This is a genomic window from Aldersonia sp. NBC_00410 (assembly GCF_026342035.1).
Lineage (GTDB): Bacteria > Actinomycetota > Actinomycetes > Mycobacteriales > Mycobacteriaceae > Aldersonia.
On the sequence record NZ_JAPENM010000006.1, the window covers coordinates 172,910 to 192,047 of the forward strand.

The 19,138-nt window shown below is 65.0% G+C and carries 17 protein-coding genes, 1 tRNA gene and 1 pseudogene; 15 read left to right on the plus strand and 4 right to left on the minus strand.

Translation table 11 applies throughout. The features are described from left to right. The first annotated feature begins 111 nt into the window (after nucleotides 1–111). The 3 genes from OG921_RS15660 (at nucleotide 112) to OG921_RS15670 (ending at nucleotide 5,421) form a co-directional block, all read left to right on the plus strand. Nucleotides 112–3,099: a UPF0182 family protein gene (locus tag OG921_RS15660; protein WP_266113395.1), complete on the plus strand. Its 2,988-nt coding sequence runs from the start codon at nucleotides 112–114 to the stop codon at nucleotides 3,097–3,099. A 176-nt stretch (nucleotides 3,100–3,275) separates the two neighbouring features. Continuing rightward, entirely contained in the window at nucleotides 3,276–4,760 is a 1,485-nt protein-coding gene (locus OG921_RS15665; RefSeq protein WP_266113607.1) for an LVIVD repeat-containing protein, read from the plus strand. 1 nt (nucleotide 4,761) lies between these two features. Further along, nucleotides 4,762–5,421, plus strand: coding sequence for a DUF305 domain-containing protein (locus OG921_RS15670; protein WP_266113396.1), 660 nt, complete (start codon nucleotides 4,762–4,764; stop codon nucleotides 5,419–5,421). A gap of 71 nt (nucleotides 5,422–5,492) precedes the next feature. On the opposite strand, the gene OG921_RS15675 is transcribed toward OG921_RS15670, so the two are convergent. Continuing rightward, nucleotides 5,493–5,813 carry a transglycosylase family protein gene (locus OG921_RS15675; protein WP_266113397.1) on the minus strand — a complete coding sequence of 107 codons (321 nt, stop codon included), beginning with the start codon at nucleotides 5,811–5,813 and terminating at the stop codon, nucleotides 5,493–5,495. Between the two features lie 293 nt (nucleotides 5,814–6,106). Then, nucleotides 6,107–6,727, minus strand: a complete 621-nt coding sequence (locus tag OG921_RS15680) for a transglycosylase family protein (RefSeq protein WP_266113398.1) — start codon at nucleotides 6,725–6,727, stop codon at nucleotides 6,107–6,109. Between the two features lie 421 nt (nucleotides 6,728–7,148). Here OG921_RS15680 and OG921_RS15685 point away from each other — a divergent pair. The 3 genes from OG921_RS15685 (at nucleotide 7,149) to OG921_RS15695 (ending at nucleotide 8,375) form a co-directional block, all read left to right on the plus strand. After that, nucleotides 7,149–7,222, plus strand: a tRNA-Met gene (locus OG921_RS15685). A gap of 323 nt (nucleotides 7,223–7,545) precedes the next feature. Further along, complete coding sequence (locus OG921_RS15690) at nucleotides 7,546–8,019, plus strand: nucleotidyltransferase domain-containing protein (RefSeq protein ID WP_266113399.1); 474 nt, start codon at nucleotides 7,546–7,548, stop codon at nucleotides 8,017–8,019. After that, nucleotides 8,019–8,375 (plus strand): hypothetical protein, encoded by a 357-nt coding sequence (locus OG921_RS15695; RefSeq protein ID WP_266113620.1) that lies wholly within the window; start codon nucleotides 8,019–8,021, stop codon nucleotides 8,373–8,375. Before OG921_RS15690 ends, OG921_RS15695 begins: the two co-directional genes overlap by 1 nt. Before the next feature lie 370 nt (nucleotides 8,376–8,745). On the opposite strand, the gene OG921_RS15700 is transcribed toward OG921_RS15695, so the two are convergent. Continuing rightward, a complete protein-coding gene (locus OG921_RS15700; RefSeq protein WP_266113400.1) occupies nucleotides 8,746–9,900 on the minus strand; it encodes an Ig-like domain-containing protein in 1,155 nt (384 codons plus the stop codon). Nucleotides 9,901–10,538: 638 nt separating this feature from the next. On the opposite strand from OG921_RS15700, the gene OG921_RS15705 reads away from it, so the two are divergent. From OG921_RS15705 to OG921_RS26725, 3 genes and pseudogenes are all read left to right on the plus strand, one after another. Next, nucleotides 10,539–10,703 (plus strand): hypothetical protein, encoded by a 165-nt coding sequence (locus OG921_RS15705; RefSeq protein WP_266113401.1) that lies wholly within the window; start codon nucleotides 10,539–10,541, stop codon nucleotides 10,701–10,703. 93 nt (nucleotides 10,704–10,796) lie between these two features. Further along, nucleotides 10,797–11,870: pseudogene (locus OG921_RS26720) on the plus strand (IS3 family transposase); the annotation flags it as partial. Further along, nucleotides 11,803–12,216, plus strand: a complete 414-nt coding sequence (locus OG921_RS26725; RefSeq protein ID WP_353962100.1) for a Mut7-C RNAse domain-containing protein — start codon at nucleotides 11,803–11,805, stop codon at nucleotides 12,214–12,216. The pseudogene OG921_RS26720 and the gene OG921_RS26725, both read left to right, overlap by 68 nt. A gap of 451 nt (nucleotides 12,217–12,667) precedes the next feature. Here the strand turns inward: OG921_RS26725 and bfr are convergent, their stop codons facing one another. Continuing rightward, entirely contained in the window at nucleotides 12,668–13,147 is a 480-nt protein-coding gene (gene bfr, locus OG921_RS15715) for a bacterioferritin (protein ID WP_266113403.1), read from the minus strand. A gap of 127 nt (nucleotides 13,148–13,274) precedes the next feature. Here bfr and OG921_RS15720 point away from each other — a divergent pair, with 127 nt between their 5' ends. From OG921_RS15720 to OG921_RS15745, 6 genes are all read left to right on the plus strand, one after another. Beyond that, nucleotides 13,275–13,976 carry a fatty-acid--CoA ligase gene (locus OG921_RS15720; protein WP_266113404.1) on the plus strand — a complete coding sequence of 234 codons (702 nt, stop codon included), beginning with the start codon at nucleotides 13,275–13,277 and terminating at the stop codon, nucleotides 13,974–13,976. Between the two features lie 20 nt (nucleotides 13,977–13,996). Then, on the plus strand, nucleotides 13,997–14,179 hold the full coding sequence (locus tag OG921_RS15725; RefSeq protein ID WP_266113405.1) for a bacterioferritin-associated ferredoxin: 183 nt from the start codon (nucleotides 13,997–13,999) through the stop codon (nucleotides 14,177–14,179). A 65-nt stretch (nucleotides 14,180–14,244) separates the two neighbouring features. Continuing rightward, complete coding sequence (locus OG921_RS15730) at nucleotides 14,245–15,096, plus strand: SDR family NAD(P)-dependent oxidoreductase (RefSeq protein WP_266113406.1); 852 nt, start codon at nucleotides 14,245–14,247, stop codon at nucleotides 15,094–15,096. A gap of 101 nt (nucleotides 15,097–15,197) precedes the next feature. Then, the gene (gene galT, locus OG921_RS15735) at nucleotides 15,198–16,253 is read left to right on the plus strand and encodes a galactose-1-phosphate uridylyltransferase (protein ID WP_266113608.1); all 1,056 of its coding nucleotides are present in this window, start codon (nucleotides 15,198–15,200) and stop codon (nucleotides 16,251–16,253) included. Then, complete coding sequence (gene galK, locus OG921_RS15740) at nucleotides 16,250–17,416, plus strand: galactokinase (protein ID WP_266113407.1); 1,167 nt, start codon at nucleotides 16,250–16,252, stop codon at nucleotides 17,414–17,416. The genes galT and galK overlap by 4 nt, the downstream gene beginning before the upstream one ends. Nucleotides 17,417–17,447: 31 nt before the next feature. Next, nucleotides 17,448–19,133, plus strand: coding sequence for a sodium:solute symporter family protein (locus tag OG921_RS15745; RefSeq protein ID WP_266113408.1), 1,686 nt, complete (start codon nucleotides 17,448–17,450; stop codon nucleotides 19,131–19,133). Nucleotides 19,134–19,138: the final 5 nt, after the last annotated feature.

The following is a 19,138-nucleotide window of genomic DNA, read 5'->3' on the forward strand; positions in this document are numbered from 1 at the left end:
TCTTCGCGAGCATTTCCGTACAGTGGTGCGAAACGGGCGCGGCGTGCCCCGTTTCGAAGATCATGTGGTTGCGGCGCGGCGGCGTCGCCCGGAGAACACGGAGCGTGGCACGTGGGCATGAGGCCCCCCACCGGGTTACCGTCCTTGTCTCGTCGCAGCAAGGTGCTACTGGTGATTGCGCTGGTAGTCGCCGGTTTGCTGTTGATCGGCCCCCGGCTGATCGACACCTATACCAATTGGCTGTGGTTCGGCGAGGTCGGTTTCCGCGGCGTTTACGTCAAGGTGTTCGTCACTCGGATCGTGCTGTTCCTCGCCGTGGCGCTCCTCGTCGGCGGCCTCGTCTGGCTTGCGCTGTTCCTGGCCTACCGGTCGCGCCCGTTCTCGGTGGGGCAGATCGCCCCGAACGACCCGATCGCCCGCTACCGCACCACGGTGATGAGCCGGCTGAAGTTGTTCGGTATCGGCATCCCGGTCTTCCTCGGCGTGATCTGCGGCCTCGTGGCGCAGTCGAGCTGGGTCACGGTTCAGTTGTTCCTCAACGGCGGCGACTTCGGCATCAACGATCCGCAGTTCGGCCTCGACGTCGGCTTCTACGCATTCAATCTGCCGTTCTATCGGATGGTGTTGAACTGGCTGTTCGTCGGCGTGCTGATCGCGTTCTTCGCTAACCTGATCACGCACTACGTGTTCGGCGGGCTTCGGCTGTCCGGCCGCGAGGGCTCGCTGTCCCGCGCGGCTCGGGTCCAGCTGGCCGTGTTGCTCGGCACCTTCGTCCTGCTCAAGGCGATCGCGTACTGGTTCGACCGATACTCGCTGCTGTCGAGCAGTCGCAAGGAACCGACGTTCACCGGTGCGAGCTACACCGATATCAATGCGGTGCTCCCGGCCAAGCTGATCCTGCTCTCGATCGCGGTGATCTGCGCGCTGGCGTTCTTCGCCGCAATCGTGCTGCGCGACCTGCGGATTCCGGCTCTCGGTATGGCGCTGCTCGTGCTGTCGTCGATTCTGGTCGGCGCGGTGTGGCCGCTGGTCGTCGAGCAGTTCTCGGTCCGCCCGAACGCCGCGGACAAGGAACGCCCGTATATCGAAAGAAATATCGAGGCGACCAGACAGGCGTACGGCATCACCGACGAGAACGTCGAATACAAGGACTATCCCGGCGTGGGTACCAAGGCGCCGCGCGACGTGCCTGCCGACATTGCCACGATCGCCAACACCCGGCTGCTCGATCCGAACGTCCTCTCGCGCACCTTCACCCAGCAGCAACAGCTGAAGAACTTCTACGGCTTCCCGGCCTCGCTCGATATCGACCGATATCAGATCAATGGGGACAACCAGGACTTCGTCGTCGCGGCGCGCGAGCTGTCGCCGAAAAGCTTGACCGGGAACCAGACCGACTGGATCAACCGGCACACCGTGTACACGCATGGCAATGGCTTCGTCGCGGCGCCCGCGAACCGGGTCAACGCCGCGGTTCGCGATGCCGCGAACGAGAGCGCGAACAGCAACAGCGGGTATCCGATCTACACCGTCTCCGACCTCGCCTCGCAGGCCGCGGGCAACCAGATCATCAAGGTCGATCAGCCGCGCATCTACTACGGCGAGGTGATCGCGCAGTCCGATCCGGACTACGCGATCGTCGGCGCCAACGACGGCTCGCAGCCGCGCGAGTACGACACCGACACCGAGCGCTACACCTACGACGGCGGCGGCGGCGTGCCAATCGGCAACTGGTTCAACCGGTTCGCGTTCGCGGCGAAGTACGCCGAGCGCAACATCCTGTTCTCCGGAGCCATCGGCGCCGACTCGAAGATCATCTACAACCGCGACCCGCGCGACCGCGTGCAGAAGGTCGCGCCGTGGCTGACCGCCGACGGCGATGCCTACCCGGCAGTGGTGCAGGGCAAGGTCGTTTGGATCGTCGACGCGTACACCACGCTGGATTCCTACCCGTACGCCCAGCGCAGCTCGCTGGAGGGGCTCGTCGAGGACAGCATCGACCAAAGCACCGGCCGGCTGCTGCCGCGCAAGGAAGTGTCCTATATCCGCAACTCGGTGAAAGCCACCGTCGACGCGTACGACGGCACCGTCAAGCTGTACGAGGTCGATACGAAGGATCCCGTGCTCAAAGCCTGGGAGGGAGTGTTCCCCGGAGCGGTGCAGCCGGCGAGTGAAATCACGCCCGAATTGCGTGCGCACTTCCGGTACCCGGAGGACCTGTTCAAGGTGCAGCGCGAGATGCTCGCCAAGTACCACGTGAACGATCCGGGTGAGTTCTTCACCAACAACGCATTCTGGTCGGTGCCGAGCGATCCGACGATCGACGGTGGCGGTGGCTTCAATCAGCCGCCCTACTACGTGCTGCTCGGCGATCCGAAAACCGGGAAACCGTCCTTCAACCTGACCAGCGCGATGGTGGGTTACAACCGCGAGTTCCTGTCGGCGTATATCTCGGTGAAGTCCGATCCGGACGAGTACGGCAAGTTCACCGTGCTGCAATTACCAACGGACTCGCAGACACAGGGCCCTCAACAGACCCAGAACTCGATGACGTCGGACACGCGCGTGGCGTCCGAACGAACGCTGTTGCAGAACGCGAACCGGATTCAGTACGGCAATTTGCTGACCCTGCCGATCGCCGACGGCGGCATTCTGTACGTCGAACCGCTGTACACGGAACGAAACACCCAGGCGGGCAACAACTCGACGTTCCCGCAGCTGTCCCGCGTGCTGGTGAGTTACCGCGAGCCAGGGCCGCTGGGCGGAGTGAAGGTCGGCTACGCGCCCACCCTCGCGGAGGCGCTCGACCAGGTCTTCGGGACCGGAACCGGCAGCGCGGCCACCGCCCCGGGTGGCGATGCCACGACAGCGGTGCCGGCGGAACCGTCGGTGCCCGTGCCCCAGGAGGGGACGGCGGGCAGCCCGGCACCCGTGCCGGCGCCGATTCCGGCACCGAACCGGGATGCGGCGGTCGTGGAACTCGATGCGGCGCTCACGAATGTGCGCAATGCCCAGCAGAGCGGTGACCTCGCTCAGCTCGGTTCCGCGTTCGAACGGCTACAGGCTGCGATCGACGCCTACCAGGCTGCCGGAGGATAGCTACGGTCACCGCACGCCGTTCCCACCCGGTGGTGTGTGCTGCTAGTCTCACCCCGACCGCGCTGTGGTGGTAATCACTCCACTGCGGCGCTCGGGGTGGAAGGGTGGCAACGATGCCGGCTCGCGGCTCACGGCGGGGTAGTTGTTTTGCTGTGGTAGCGGCACTTTCGCTGGCGATGGGGCTGTGCAGCCCGGCCTCGGCGGCCGCGGGCACGGTGTACATCGGCGATGTGGGCACCGTCTCGGCCGCCCGAGCGGACTGCGGTCCCGGCTCGCTGCCCGAGACCGGGCTGCAGGGCGATGTGCCCGCCGAGGATCGCAATAGCGGCCGCAGTACGCAGGGCTACCGCTGCAACCTGACCCGGCTCGGCGGGTTCCAGGACAAGGGTGCCGGCATCGTATCGGCGAGCTACGACCATTGCTCCTACACCGGCACCCTGTTTCCGGGATCCGTGCTGAACGAGCCGCAGGGTGTGCAAGTCCTCGATGTGTCCGACCCGAACAACCCGGTGCTGTCGACGACATTGCGTGAGCCCGCGATGCTCGGCGGCACGTGGGAAACGCTGAAGGTCAACACCGAACGCAAGCTGCTCGCGGCGACTGCGGTTCCCCTGGTTTTCGGCGCCGGGTACTTCTCGGTCTACGACATTTCCGACTGCGCGCATCCGAGATTGCTCAACACCCGCGCCGGAACCGACCTCACCACGCCGCTCCCGTTTCTCACCCATGAGGGCGGGTTCTCCCCGGACGGCAACACATACTGGGCCTCGGGCATCGGGCCGGGCGTGCTCAGCGCGATCGACATCTCCGATCCGACCAATCCGCACGTCATCTGGAACAGCCTGCAGGGGCTGTCCGAGCACGGGTTCGGGATCTCGCCGGACGGCAACACGATGTATCTGTCGGTGACCAGCGGGATCAACATTCTCGACATCAGCGCGATTCAGCGACGAGACCCCTATCCCGTTGTGCCGCAGTACGGGACGTATTTGTGGCAGGACGGGCAGTTCAACCAGCACAGTGTGCCGGTGACCTACGGCGGCAAGCCGTTCATCTTCAGCCCGGACGAGGCGGGCTCGGGTGGCGTGAAGGTCTTCGATGTGTCCAACCCGGCCGACGCCAAGCTGGTCAACCGGATCAAGCTCGAAATCAACATCCCCGCCAATATCAACGCGAACCTCCGTTCCTCGGGTGGGGGCGGCGTGTTCTCCTACGACTCGCACTACTGCTCGGCCGATCGGCCGGCGGATCCAACCGCACTCGCCTGCTCGTGGTTCTCATCCGGGATCCGAGTGTTCGATGTGCGCGACCCGGCCAACATCCGTGAGATCGCCTACTACAACCCACCCGCGCAGAAGAACCGTGCCCTCGAGCTGACGAACTCCCCGCACGCGCTTTCCTCGTTCCTCGGTGTTCCGTTCCTCGAGTTCGCACCGATCGCACGGGCGATCGCCGACGGAAAAATCGATCCGGCAGTCGCGCTCGGACCGCGCGCGGGCAACATCATCGGCGACCTGTCGTCGGACTGGTGCTCGTCGCCGCCGGCGTTCCATGGCAACCAGGTCTGGGCGACGTGCAGCGACAACGGGTTCATGGCGTTGCAGCTGGACAACAACGTCTATCGGGCACCGGCGAATCAGCACACTGTTGTCGGGTCCTGACGTGCCGCGACGCCGCCTGCTCCGCACCGCGGGATATTGGGCGGCGGGGGTAGCGCTGCTGCTGGTGGGGGCGCTGATCGGATCCTGGTGGCAACAGGGCTCCGACGGCGTCGAAGTCACCTTGTCCAAGACGGACATCGCCTTCGCCCGGGACATGTCGGCCCACCATGCGCAGGCCCTGCTGTTGGCGCAGACGTTGCCGCGCGACGTGGACCCCCAGGTGCGGATGCTCGCGGATCAGATCGTCACCGCACAGAGCGCCGAGATCGCGACGATGCAGGGCTGGCTGACGCTGGCCGATCAGCCCCTCTCTGCTCCCGCAGGTGACGCGGGTACGCACCACGGCCACGACGGTCAGCACGACATCGCAGCGCACGATGCCGGGCAGAACGGGGCCGCGCCGATGCCGGGCATGGCCAGTATCGCGGAAATTTCGGCGCTCGGGCAGGCGCGGGGCGGGGCGGCGGAGGTGCTGTTTCTGCAATTGATGGTCCGGCACCACAATGGCGGGGTCGTTATGGCGCAGGCTGCCTACCAGGACGGTCTGTCCGGCCCGGTGTCGCGCACGGCGCTCGCGATGATCCGGGACCAGGTTGGTGAGGTCGGCCAGATGTCCGCGCTGCTGGCCGCCCGCAACGTGGCGCCCCTACCGTTCCCGTGACAACGAGAGAGCGCCGTCACCGACATTGGTGACGGCGCTCCTTCGAACGCTGTGTAGCTGCGGCTACCGATCTACAGGTAGGCGCCGCAGTGCGGCCAGGCGCCGGGGCCCTGGCTGGCCAGGACGTTCTCCGCGACGCGGATCTGCTCTTCGCGGCTGGCGTTGGCCGGGCTGCCGGAGCCACCGTTGGCGCTCCAGGTGCTCTGGCTGAACTGCAGTCCGCCGTAGTAGCCGTTGCCGGTGTTCGTGCCCCAGTTGCCGCCGCTCTCGCAGGCTGCGACCGAGTCCCAGTCGTTGGCGGCTGCGGTACCGGCGCCGATGCCGACCGGAAGGGCAACCAGCGCGCCGGTCACGGCGGTCATGCCAAGAGTGCGGGTGATTGTGCGTCGCATGTTCGTTCCTCTCTGCGGGTCGTGCTTTCGGCCGATGCACCAAGACGGTAAACATAAATCGCGGATTGGTCACATACCGATAACGACCGCTGGAATTGTTTTAACCAAGATCACCGACGCCATTCCTGCTGCTTAGCGCGTAAATGACATTGCGCGAATTCACTGGCAAATTCATTGGCAAGTTGTGATGCAAGTCACAATAAATTGGACGGGTTCGTCGTGTTTCGAACCGAAAAGGCGCCGCCATCGAATCGATGGCGGCGCCTTTTATGCGTCGAATGACGAACCCGGTATCAGCGAACCCCGAGTGCGGTGTCGATGACCGGAGCGTTCTGCGCGACGACGCCGTCGAGCGCGGGGCCGTTCGTCGCGACGAACCCGTCGATGGTGGCGGTGTTGTCGGTCAGGAATTGATGGAACTGACCCTCGACGCCGTTCTGCTTGGCGACATCGCCCGCAGTCGCCTTGAGCAGGTTCACGAGACCGCCGGTGCTCGACGGCGCCGGCGCGGGCGCAGGCGCAGGCGCCGGGGCGGGCGCGGGGGCCGGGGCCGGAGCGGCTTCCGGCTCGTGCGACGTGGTCAGGTACTGGCCACAGACCGGCCAGGCCCCGGCACCCTGCGTGTTCAGCACATTCTCGGCGACCCGGACCTGCTCGTCCTTGCTGGCGCTGTGCGCGCTGCCCTTGCCGCCGTTGGCGGCCCAGGTGCTCTGGCTGAACTGCAGGCCGCCGTAGTAGCCGTTGCCGGTATTGATGCCCCAGTTGCCACCGCTCTCGCACTGTGCGACGCCGTCCCAGTTGTGCTTGGCCGCCGAGGCGGTGCCGGTCGCGAGACCGAATGGGACTGCGACGAGCGCGCCGGTGATGACGGTCCAGCCGAGTGCGCGCGTTCCGAACTTGCGATTAAGAGCCATTGGTTAAGTCCTCCGTCGCCACCCGACACATGCGTGTCTCTGCCCTGCAAAAATCGGGAGTCCGGTCCGCGGGCAGTGCTGGCGGCGGCGAACCGGGTTGGCCCTCGAGGTTCATTCGGGCCGACACGTCGAAGGTATGTGGGAATCTCCAGAAGGTCACATCGCTATAACGGTGACATCACGCATCAATCGAATCGGCGACATTGAGGGAATTTGCAGTTCACGCAGTATTTCCCGAGTCGTATTTAGGGGGATTATTGCCCTGAAATAGTGACGGTCCTCACTGCCATTTTGTGGCGCGGGTCACGTTCCTGCGATGTCCGTCCCGGATGGCCATCTTCCTGGGGAAATGGCCGCCGCCAGCGCCCTCACGTGCCGATTTGCACCTGTCTCTTGCCGCCCTGTAACGTTGTGTTCACGACGCGGGGTGGAGCAGCTCGGTAGCTCGCTGGGCTCATAACCCAGAGGTCGCAGGTTCAAATCCTGTCCCCGCTACTAGGGAGAACGGCTCCGGAAGCACAGCTTCCGGAGCCGTTTTTCGTCGTTCGGGAACCTCAGCGATGCTCACGATATGACGAGCGCGTCGCGGTTACGAAGATCGGTGACGGGCTTGCCGATTCACGCCCAGGCGACTCGGACGACTAGGACGAGCGATGCCGCTGCGAACCCTGGCTTGGTACTGCAGGCAGGTCCTCTCGTCGAGCCTTTCAAACTTCCAGACGTTGCGGGTTCACATCCCGCACCCCATCCAGCAGGGCCCCGCAAGCGCTTCGGCGCCGTTGTTGTGCCCTGAGGGGGCGCAGCCATAAGATTGGCTTATGCCCCTGTTGGCCGAGTACCGAAGGGCCCGGAGTGACGAGTACGTCGCGCGGCTGCGCCGGGTCCTTGCCTTGCGGGCCATGGTGGCGACCGGGATGTCGCAGCGTCAGATTGCCGAAGCACTCGACATCTCCCAGCCGGCCGTCAGCCAGCAGCTCAAGTTCGCCCGGGATCTCGGCGACGTCCACCCCGAGGTGCTGATCCGAGCCGCGGCGCCGGTACTGAAAGCCCTTGCAGTCGACCACGGGTACTCACGGTTGGCAGTATTTGGGTCCGTCGCTCGTCAGCAGGCTCGCGCTGACTCCGACGTCGATCTGATCGTCGAAGCGCCGGAGGGGACTTCCTCGTTGGCGTTTGTCGGCTTCAAGCAACTCATCGAGAAGGTTCTCGGCCGCGAGATCGATCTCATCGAGTACGGAGGCCTGAAGCCGAAGTTCGACGACGACATTCGCCGCGAGGCCGTGCTGCTGTGATGGAGCGGAAAGCCGCGAAGGAGCTGTTGCACGTTCAAGGCCGGCTGGATCGCGTCGAGGAGGTCATTGAGCGCGGCAAGGAAACCTACCTGGGCGACGACCTGCTGCAGGAGGCAGGCGACTCGCTGATGATGAAGCTTGGCGAGGCCGCCAACCGGCTCTCGAAGCTCGGCGTCCTCGCGCCGGACGGCGTCGAGTGGGCACTTGCCGTGGCGAAACCGAAACTTCCTCATCCACCCGCTACCAGCGGAAATGGCTCCGAAAGCATTGCTTCCGGGGCCATCAACACCGGCGCGGTGTCGGTGATCGCGATCGACACCCCCAAGCCCAAGCCGCCGACGTTCGGAAGCAGCTGATCGTGGTCGTCCACGCATCCCGAGCGCGGACAACACACAGTCACCCGAATCGTGCAGCAGTCCCTTCAATCCGTAAGGACTTCCGATGCGGCACCGATAGGCCGATTGCACGTTGGGTTCGGTGCCGAAGAACAGGTTGGGCACATTGGTCGCCCACTCATCGGTCCGCGCGGCATTCCCGCGGTCGAGTTCGACCCCGAGCCCATCGAGCAGCCCAGCCTTCTCCAGCCCGACGAAGCCCATCGCGAACAGCACCAGACCGCCTCGGTTGACGCCTGACACGACACGACAAAGCCGCCCGGGCATAACGCCCGGGCGGCCCGTCACCGCTATCAGCCCTATCGGCTATCAGCCGAAGGCCAGGCTGCCGTTACCGCTGCCGGTTACTGCTGCCGTTACTGCTGCCGGTACCGCCGCCGTCACCGGGGTTCTCCGGTTCTTCCTCGGTGGTGACGCTGATCGTCTTCGCCGGAGATGTAGAACCGGTGACGCCCTGGGTCCCCGAGTACGCCGCCGTCACCGAGTAGTCACCGTCGGTGGCGAACACGTGCGTGGTGGTGGCGACGCCGTTGACCACGGTCACCGGGTCGCCGAGCGGTGCGCCGTCCAGCGAGAACACAACGGTGCCCGCCGAAGCCGGGCTGACATTCGCGGAAAGCGTGACCGTGTCACCGTTGCGCACTGCGTCCGGCGCGCTCAGCGTCGTCGTGGACTGGGACTGCGCGCCGTTAGTCAGGATGTGGGTGCTGGCCACCGCAGCGGCGCCGGAGTTGAGCTCGCTGGTCCCCGAGTCACGCGGGGTGCATCTGGTCGGAGCCCACGCGGCGATCCCGAGCGCCGTGCCCTTGGCCAGGAAGGTCAGGAAGTTCGTGTCCTTGTTCCACTCCCCGGCAGCACCGGCGGTGCGCACCTTGAGTTCGATGCTGCCGGAATTGCCTGCCTTCAGGTGGGCACGGATCGCGGGCAGTTGGAAGGTCGTGCTCTCGCCGCTGGTGGCCTTGGCAATGATCCCTCCCTCGCTGGAAGTGCTGGACGACGGGCCGTTCCCGATGGTGGCGTTGTTTCCCGACAGCCGGAGGATGGCGCCATTGGCGTCGACCGCACCGGAATCGTTGACACGCAGGACATTCGGGGCCACGCCGCTCAGACCCGAACCGGTGCCTGCGACGACCTCGGCGCCGAGGAAGGTGGCGTTGTCCGGAACCATGGTGTCGATCTTGATGCGCGATATGCTCGCGACCGTTGCAATCGACATCTTGTTGGGCACCGTGATCGGCGGCGGGGTGATGACAACGTCGAACGCCTCTCCCGCGTTGACGGTCGCCGGCATATCAACCGTGATAGTCGCAGCCTGCCACACCTCCTGCGGAGCGACAAGCGTGATCGTCGGGCTGACAAGGCAGCTCGCGGTAAATGCGGTGGCCGTCACGGCCGCTTGGGCCGGGACTGCACCGAATACGGTGACGCCTGCGAGCGCGGCCGCGCCCAAGGGCGTGACGAGCCCGCGAATTCGCTTCTTCTGCACGAGTTCTCCTATGAAATGAAGGTGGTCACGCGGATGTGCCCACCGTTGTCAGGACGCGACGAGGCTGTCCAGCGATCCGGTACCGCCGGTGCCTGACCGACGAGCTGATCTCGACGTTGTCGCCCCGCGGTCGCGGGCGCCGAGATGGTGGTGGCGGTGGCAGCGGTGACGTCGATGATCGACGCCGCGGCGGTGTACCCGAGGGTGGTCTTGTAGGTAACCGAGCCGCCGGGGTAGACGACGTTGCTGCCACAACTTCCTTCCTCAGCAGGACCTGCTTGTCCTGGATGGAACTCGAGGATGCCGGTGGATCGGCCGCGGCGACGCCGCTGCTCACCCCGAGCACCAGACCGGTCGCGGCCGCAGCCGCGAACAGGGTGTCGTGAGACGACGGGGCAGGGTCAAACGCACAGCTACCTCCACCGGACCACCTGCGACGAGGCCCTGTTGTGATCACGGTCATATTTCAGGACGGAAGCGTAGCTGTAACAAAGCGAGTTGAGAAGACCCCGCATTTCACTCACCCGAAAGGTCCGCGTAGGTCGATACGTTGCCTCGTTTGGGAAGGTCCGGATCGTTCTGCGCGTCTCCAACTGTGAGCTGGGGTTTTGCGGTACACGGGGGTGATAGGAGTGTCGTTGGCGAGTCGGAAGGCGATCACCAGGTCACAAGCGGTGAAGTACCGCGATGCGAGCAAGGCCGGCAAGGCGGCGATCTTGGACTTGGTGTGCGCGGTGACCGGGTTCAACCGCGACTACGCGCGGCGGGCGCTGCGGCAGGCGCTGGTGCCACGGGTGGTCTGATCCGCCCCGGTGTGTCCGGAGAGTTTGGTGTGTCCTCGCTTCCTCGGAGGTGGATTGTTGGATTCTTGTGCCACCCTGAGTTGGAGAAGCGGCATGGGGCGAAGCGGATATCCTCCGGAGTTTCGGCGCAGGGTGCTCGATCTGGTCGAGGCCGGCCGCAAGGTGGCCGATGTGGCACGCGACCTCGGTATCAGCGATCAAACGATCTACATCTGGCGGCGCCAGGAGCGGATCGAACGAGGTCTGGAGCCTGGGCTGAGCAGCCCGGAGAAGGCCGAACTCGCGGCGGCGAAGCAGCGTATCGCGCAGCTGGAGGCCGAACTCGCAGTGCATCGCCGTGCGACGGAGTTGATGAAGGAGGCGGTGCGCCCAAAAGACCGGTTCGCCGCAATCGCGGCGATGGCTGAGCAGGGGCTGTCGATCCAGATTGCGTGCCGCGTCCTGGGTGTATCGGAATCCGGCTTCTACGACTGGCGATCCCGGCCGCCGTCGGCGCGGTCGATCCGCCACGCATGGCTGACCGACCAGATCCGCGCCGTGCATGCTGCCTCGCGCGGCGCCTACGGTGCTCGACGCGTGCATGCCGAGCTGCGGCTCGGACGGGGCATCCTGTTCGGCCACAACGCCGTTGAGCTGCTGATGCGTCGCGCGGGAATCACCGGCGCGATCGGACGTCCGAAGTGGCGCCACGCCAAACCCGATCAGATCGCCACCGATCTCATCAACCGCGACTTCACGGCAGAGCGACCGAATTGTAAGTGGCTCAACGACATCACCGAGCGCCACACCCGGGAGGGCAAGGTGTACTGCGCGGTCGTGCTCGACGTGTATTCCCGCCGCGTGGTGGGCTGGTCGATCGATTCCTCACCGACCGCGGCATTGGTGACCAACGCGCTCGGCATGGCTATCGACAACCGTGAGCCGACGGGTGGGACGATCATCCATTCCGGCCAGGGATCGCAGTACGGATCTTGGGCATTTACCAAGCGCGCCAAGAACTCCGGGCTCGTCCCGTCGATGGGCAGCGTCGGCGACTGCTACGACAACGCGATGATGGAGTCGTTCTGGTCCCGCATGCAGGTCGAACTCCTCGACCGACATCGCTGGCAGACTCGCATCGAGCCGGCCAACGCGATCTTCGACTACATCGAGATCTTCCACAACCGACAGCGCCGTCACCCACGGTCGCTATGTTCACGCCGAGCATCCCGAGCCACAGGTTGTCGAGGTGCTGCGCCGACTCGACCTGGCCGACCGGATCGACCCGTTCACCCGCTGCCTGCGGTGCAACGGTCATCTCGAGGATATCGCCAAGGCCGAGATCGAGCATCGGCTCGCGCCACTGACCCGCCTGCACTACAACGACTTCCGTCATTGTCGCGAATGCGACCGGCTGTACTGGCGCGGCTCGCACCAGCAGCGCTTGGCAGATCAGGTCGCGACGATCCGGGCCGAACTCGGCATGGCTGCCGGGCCGATCGACACGGCTTCGGCGGGCACCGCGGCCGGCTGACGGCGGCGTGGTTGTCGCCGGGCGAGCGCTCGGTCGCGCAGCCGTGCGGCGTGGCGCTCCTGCATGCCGTAGAAGTCGAGCGAACCCTCGCCGAGCAGGCCGAGACCGACCGAGACGGCCAGCAAGCACGCGATAATTATGAGGACGGTCATGGTGACCACCGATCTTTCGCCGGAGTTGTGCAGCCGCTCGGACCGCGCGCGCCTCGATGCGCGATTGATGGACACGCCCAAGGTATGGCGGTCGCTCGGCGGTGAGATGAGCAGCGCGCTACTCGAATCGGCGGATCCCCGCTACTTGCGGGACGAGGCCGGTACTCGCTACGGCGGGGCGAAGGTGCTCGACGGAACTTCGAGATCTGCTGGTGACGGGCGAACTCTGGACGACATCGGTCGCAAACACGATTCGCGAGGCCGCCCGCAGCGGCCCCGCGAAATCGGGTGGCGTGCGATTACTGCGGGGGGCGAGAAACGCACTGGGCGAGGTAGAGCCCTTCGCCGAGCTTGTCCATCAGCTCGAGTTGCGTCTCGAGATAGTCGATATGGCCTTCTTCGTCGGCGAGGATGCCTTCGAGCAGCGCGGCACTCGTCGAGTCCTGCTTTTCGCGGCACATCACGATGCCCGGTTTGAGCCGGTCGACCACTTCCTTCTCGACCGCGAGATCGGCCTCGAATTGTTCGCGCACGGTCTGGCCGACCCGCAGCGAGAACAACCGCTGGTAGTTCGGCAGGCCATCGAGGATCAGGATGCGATCGGTGATCGACTCCGCATGGTTCATTTCGTCGAAGGACTCCTTGCGCGTGTACGCCGCAAGCTCGGTATAACCCCAGTTGTCCTGCAGTTTCGAGTGCAGGAAGTACTGGTTTATTGCCGTCAGTTCGCTGGTCAACTGTTCGTTGAGCAGCTTGAGCACATCAGGGTCTCCACGCATGACCGCTCCTCGGGATCATCATGTTCACGTAGCAGCGGGAGGGCTGGTCCCGGATGCCATGTTTCGTTGCCGCCGGGCTGGGGCGGTGATAATAAACCTAGATCAAAACACCGCCGTGGGAGCGCCTATGTCGAACAAACCCGGGACGTCGCCGGACACGTATTCATCCGGCTCGCCGGGCCGAGGTTCATTTGGCCCGCCGGGCCGTGGCCTGCCCTACGTCTTGGCGGCCGATTACCGGATCGACGACATGGCCCGACTGCTCACCACCGTCGGGCACAACCGCGATCAGGTGTTCGAACTCGGGGTCCGGCATCTGGCCATCTACCAGTCGCTGCGCGATCCGAACCGGGTGCTGGTGACGATGGGCATCATGGACCGCAAGCCGCTCGACACACTGTTGCGCTCACCTGCGGTTTTCTCCTGGTTCGACAGCGTCGGCGTCGAGGAGATCCCGCCGCTCTTCGCCGGGGAGCTGATGGAGGAAATCGACCTGGTCGACGACGAAGTGTTCACCGATCCGCCGGGTGGCATTCTCGTTGCCGCGGTGGCGCCGATCCGGGATCTCGACTCGTTGTTGGTCAACGTGCACGACCGGCACCGGCGACTGACCGCGGCCGGTGTGCGCAAGGTCTGGATCTATCGCGCCATCGACGATGGCCACGAGGCAATGGTGCTGCAGGAACTCGACACCATCGGTCACGCGCAGCACTGGATCGACCGGCCGGACTCGGTGGCCGAGTGGATGCGAGGTAACGGTGGGGGGGTCTATCCACCAATATTCGTCGGATCGGCCCGTCATGTATTAAGCTTTGGCAAACCTAAGTAGCCAACGGTGAAAGACGCCCGATGTACGTATGTCTCTGCCATGGAGTGACGAGTCACACCGTGACCGATGCGGTTACGTGCGGTGCCACGACGTCGCGCGAGGTCGCGAACGTGTGCGGCGCGGGCATGGATTGCGGCCGGTGCAAGCGCACCGTCCGGGCGATCATCGCCGCCACACTCGAGGAACGGGCGTGCGCCGGGTAGTAGTGTCTGCCGTCACATGAAGTGCGCCGCCTCGCGGCGCTCCCGCTCGACGGAGGAGACACGGGGTGCCGGACGGCAAGGTCGCGCTGGTGACGGGTGCGAGCCGGAGCGTGGGCAAGGGCATCGCTCTGGGTCTCGGATCGGATGGCTGGACGGTGTATTGCACCGCGCGCGGCCCGGTCGGTTCCGGTGGGCCGCTCGACGAGACCGCGGCCGAGGTGACCCGCCGCGGTGGCACCGGTATCGCCGTGCAGTGCGATCACCGCGATGATTCCCAGATCGAGCTGCTTTTCGACCGAATCGCCGCCGAGTGCAGTGGCCTGGGACTCCTGGTCAACAACGTGTGGGCCGCGCCGAAAGGCTTCCACGGTTTCTCCGAGCGATTCTGGGAGAGACCGCTGACCGATTGGGACTCGCTGGTCGGTGTGGGTTTGCGCGCACACTATGTCGCCTCGGTGCGCGCTGCAAAGCTGATGGTGGCCCGCGGTTCCGGGCTGATCGTCAACATCTCGTCGTTCGGCTCGCGCGGGCACCTGCATTCGGTTCTCTACGGCATCGCGAAGGCCGGGCTGGACAAGATGGCCGCCGACATGGCCATCGAACTCGCCGGCACCGGGGTCGACACGCTGTCGCTGTGGCCGGGGCTGGTTCGCAATGAGCTGATCGTGGCGAGCGGGCTGACCGACTTCGCTGGATTCTCCTTCGAAAAGGCCGAGACCCCCGAGTTTCTCGGCCGGGTGCTGGTCGCGCTCGCGAACGATCCGCGGATCGGCGAACTGAGCGGCTCGACAATCGTCACCGCCGAGGCAGGCGCGCACTACGGCATCACCAACGAGGACGGCACGGCTCCGGAGTCGCATCGCGCGGCGTTCGGCGGCGGCCCCGTTTTCGGCACGGATCGCGTGCTCGGCGCATAGCTGCGAACACCCCCTTTCGCGCGGCCGGTCCGTTAGTGTCGTTTGCGATGGCCCCCCACGGTGCGGCGGAAGGGCACGCGATGTATCGGACACGGCGAAAGCTGGCCGACGGTAGGGAAATTCTCTACTTCGACGCCATCCCGACCGAGCGAAATGCAGCCGACCAGCGCGATCTGCCGTCGACCACCACACACTCGCAAGCCCGTTACGATGCTCTCCTCGGAGAGTGGGTGGTGATCGCCTCGCACCGGCAGAGCCGCACCTTCCTGCCGCCTGCCGATCAGTGCCCGCTGTGCCCTTCCACGGACGATCGGTTCACCGAAATCCCCGAGCACAGCTACGAAGTCGTCTGTTTCGAGAACCGTTTCCCCTCGCTGTCCACGGCCCAGGCGGAGTTCGCCGAGTACGTCACCGGAGCGCCGTTGGCGTTGCTGCGCAACGGTTTCGGCCGATGCGAGGTGTTGTGCTTCACCAGCGACCATGCGGCCAATTTCGCCGAACTCGAACCGGAGCGAGTCCGGCTCGTGGTGGATGCATGGGCCGATCGCACCGCGGAACTGAGCGCGATCGACGGTGTGGAACAAGTCTTCTGCTTCGAGAACCACGGCGAGGAAATCGGCGTGACGCTCTCTCATCCGCACGGTCAGATCTACGCCTATCCGTTCATCACGCCCCGCGCGCAGAAGATCGCGGCCAGTGTCGCGCGGTATCGAGAGCAGCGCGACGGCAACCTGTTCGAGGATTTTCTCGCTGCCGAGCGGGCCGCCGGAATCCGGGTCGTGCAGTCCAACGAGCACTGGACCGCGTTCGTGCCGCCTGCCGCGCGTTGGCCCTACGAGGTGCAGTTGTTCCCGAACCGTCAGGTCGCCGACATACCCGATCTCGACGACGCCGAGCGCGATGCATTCGCCGAGATCTACCTCGACGTTCAGCGGCGCTTCGCGCGACGGTTTCCCGACCCGATGCCGTATATCGCGGCGTGGAATCAGGCGCCCGCGGGTCATCGCGATAGCTGGTGGCTGCACCTGCAGCTGTTCTCCATCCGGCGGGCGCCGGGAAAGCTCAAGTACCTCGCCGGCTCGGAGTCGGGCATGAACGTCTTCATCAACGACACCACACCCGAGGACGTCGCTGCCGAGTTGCGGGATGTTCGATGAATACAGGAGCGGAGCCTGCGGAGCGACCCACGAGCGCGCTCGAGAGCTACCGCGAGGTTTACGGCACAGCGCCGGACGGCTCGTGGGCAGCACCGGGGCGGGTCAACATCATCGGCGAGCACACCGACTACAACAACGGCTACGTGCTCCCCATCGCGCTACCGCACGTTGCGACGTGCGCGGTGGGCGTGACCGATGCCGACGTGGTCCGGGTGGCTTCGCTACAGAAGCCCGGTGAGGTGGTCTCCGTCGAACTGGCGCGGCTGGCGGACAACGACGTGGCGGGCTGGGCTCGCTACCTCCTCGGTGTGGTGCACGAATACCGGCAACGCGGCCACCCGATCGGCGGTCTGGACCTGCTGCTCGACGGTGCCGTTCCGGTCGGCGCCGGTCTCTCCTCGTCGGCGGCCATCGAATGCTCGATCGCGGTGGCTGCGCGAGACCTGTTCGGACTCAAGGTTTCCGACGATGATCTCATTTCGATCGCGGTCGCCGCGGAGAACGACTACGTCGGTGCCCCGACCGGCAGGCTCGATCAGTCCGCGTCGATGCTTTGCACGGCGGGTTGTGCGCTGTTCCTCGACGTCGGCACGGGGGAACGGGCGCAGGTTCCCTTCGATCTCGCCGCCGCCGGACTGGCCTTGCTCGTCATCGACACGAACACCCCGCACCGTCTGGTTGCGGGGGAGTACGCACAGCGGCGCAAGCAGTGCGAGCAGGCCGCTGCCGCGCTCGGGGTCGCCTCGCTGCGTGAGATCGCAGATGTCGCTGCGCTCGAGCCACTCGACGGGGTGCTGTTGCAGCGAGCCCGGCACGTGGTGAGCGAGAATGCCCGGGTACTCGAGGTGGTCGATTTGTTGCGTTCGGACCAAGATCCGAGAACTATCGGGCCGAATCTCACCGCAAGCCATGCATCCCTGCGGGATGATTTCGCAGTGTCGACCATTCAATTGGATACCGCGGTGGAAACCGCGCTCGAGGCGGGCGCGTTCGGTGCCCGCATGGTCGGCGGTGGATTCGGTGGCAGCGCGATCGCTCTGGTCGACACCGATCGGACCCACGCCACAGTGGATGCGGTGCTGCGGCGCTTCGCCGCCGCCGACTTCATCGCACCGCGAACATTCGTCGCGATCCCGTCCGCGGGTGCGCGCCGACTGACCTGATCGAACACGGCCGACGCGCGAAGGAGATTCGATGACGCTAGCAGCCGAGAGCACCCTGCGACTCGATGCGCAATTCGTCGATTACTCGCTGGTGGCACTCTATTTCGTCTTCGTGATGGGCATCGGGTTCATAGCCCGTTCGCGCATCTCGTCGAGTATCGACTTCTTCCTCTCGGGCCGGTCGTTGCCTGCCTGGGTGACCGGTCTGGCCTTCATTTCGGCCAACCTGGGCGCCGTCGAGATCATGGGCATGTCGGCAAACGGCGCCCAGTACGGCATGCCGACGATGCACTACTTCTGGATCGGCGCGGTGCCCGCGATGCTGTTCCTCGGTGTCGTGATGATGCCGTTCTACTACGGCTCGAAAGTGCGCAGCGTTCCCGAGTTCATGCGCCGCCGCTTCGGCACCGGCGCGCACCTGGTGAACGCGCTGAGCTTCGCGATCGCCCAGGTGCTCATCGCGGGCGTGAACCTCTACCTGCTCGGCACCATCGTCAACGTGTTGCTCGGCTGGTCACTATGGGTTTCGGTGATCGTGGCCGCCATCATCGTGCTGTCTTACATCACCCTCGGCGGCCTGTCCGCCGCGATCTACAACGAGGTGCTGCAGTTCTTCATCATCGTCGCGGCGCTGCTGCCGTTGACCCTCGTCGGTCTGCACAAGGTCGGTGGTTGGCAGGGACTGTCGGACAAGGTGAGCGCCGGCCCCGGCGGTCCCGAACAGATGTCCTCGTGGCCCGGCAACGAACTGAGCGGGTTCGAGAACGACTTCCTGTCCGTGTTCGGCATCGTGTTCGGCCTCGGCTTCGTGCTCTCCTTCGGCTACTGGACGACCAACTTCGTCGAGGTGCAACGCGCCATGGCTTCCGATTCCATGTCGGCCGCCCGGCGTACGCCGATCATCGGTTCCTTCCCGAAGATGTTCATTCCGTTCATCGTCGTGATCCCGGGCATGATCGCCGCTGTCCTGGTACCGGAGATGATCGACTACAAGGCCGACCCAGCCGCGCATCCGGACGTGAAGTACAACGACTCGATCCTGTACCTGATGAAGGACGTGCTACCCAACGGCATCCTCGGTGTCGCGATCGCCGGTCTGCTGGCGGCGTTCATGGCGGGCATGGCCGCGAACATCTCGGCCTTCAACACGGTGTTCTCCTACGACTTGTGGCAGCAGTACATCGTGAAGCACAAGCCGGACGACTATTACCTGCGGATCGGGCGTCTCGCCACGGTCGGCGCGACGGTCATCGCGATCTTCACCGCCTACATCGCGTCGAGTTACAGCAACCTGATGGACTATCTGCAGCAGTTGTTCAGCTTCTTCAACGCGCCACTGTTCGCCACGTTCATCCTCGGTATGTTCTGGAAACGCATGAGCGCCACCGCCGGTTGGGTCGGCCTCGTCTCCGGAACGCTGTCGGCGATCACGGTATTCGTCCTGCACGAGAACGAAGTGTTCACCCTGTCCGGTCAGGGCTCGAGTTTCGTCGCCGCGGGCGTGGCCTTCGTCGTCGATATCACGGTCAGCGTGATTGTGACCATGTACACGTCGCCGAAGCCGGCGGCAGAATTGGTGGGCCTGGTGTACTCCGAGACGCCGAGGGAAAGCCTGCGCGACGCGAACGCAGATACCGAGAAGTGGTGGCAGTCGCCGACCAAGCTGGCGCTGATTTCCCTGATCATGGTGACCGCACTGAACATCATCTTCTGGTGACCCGA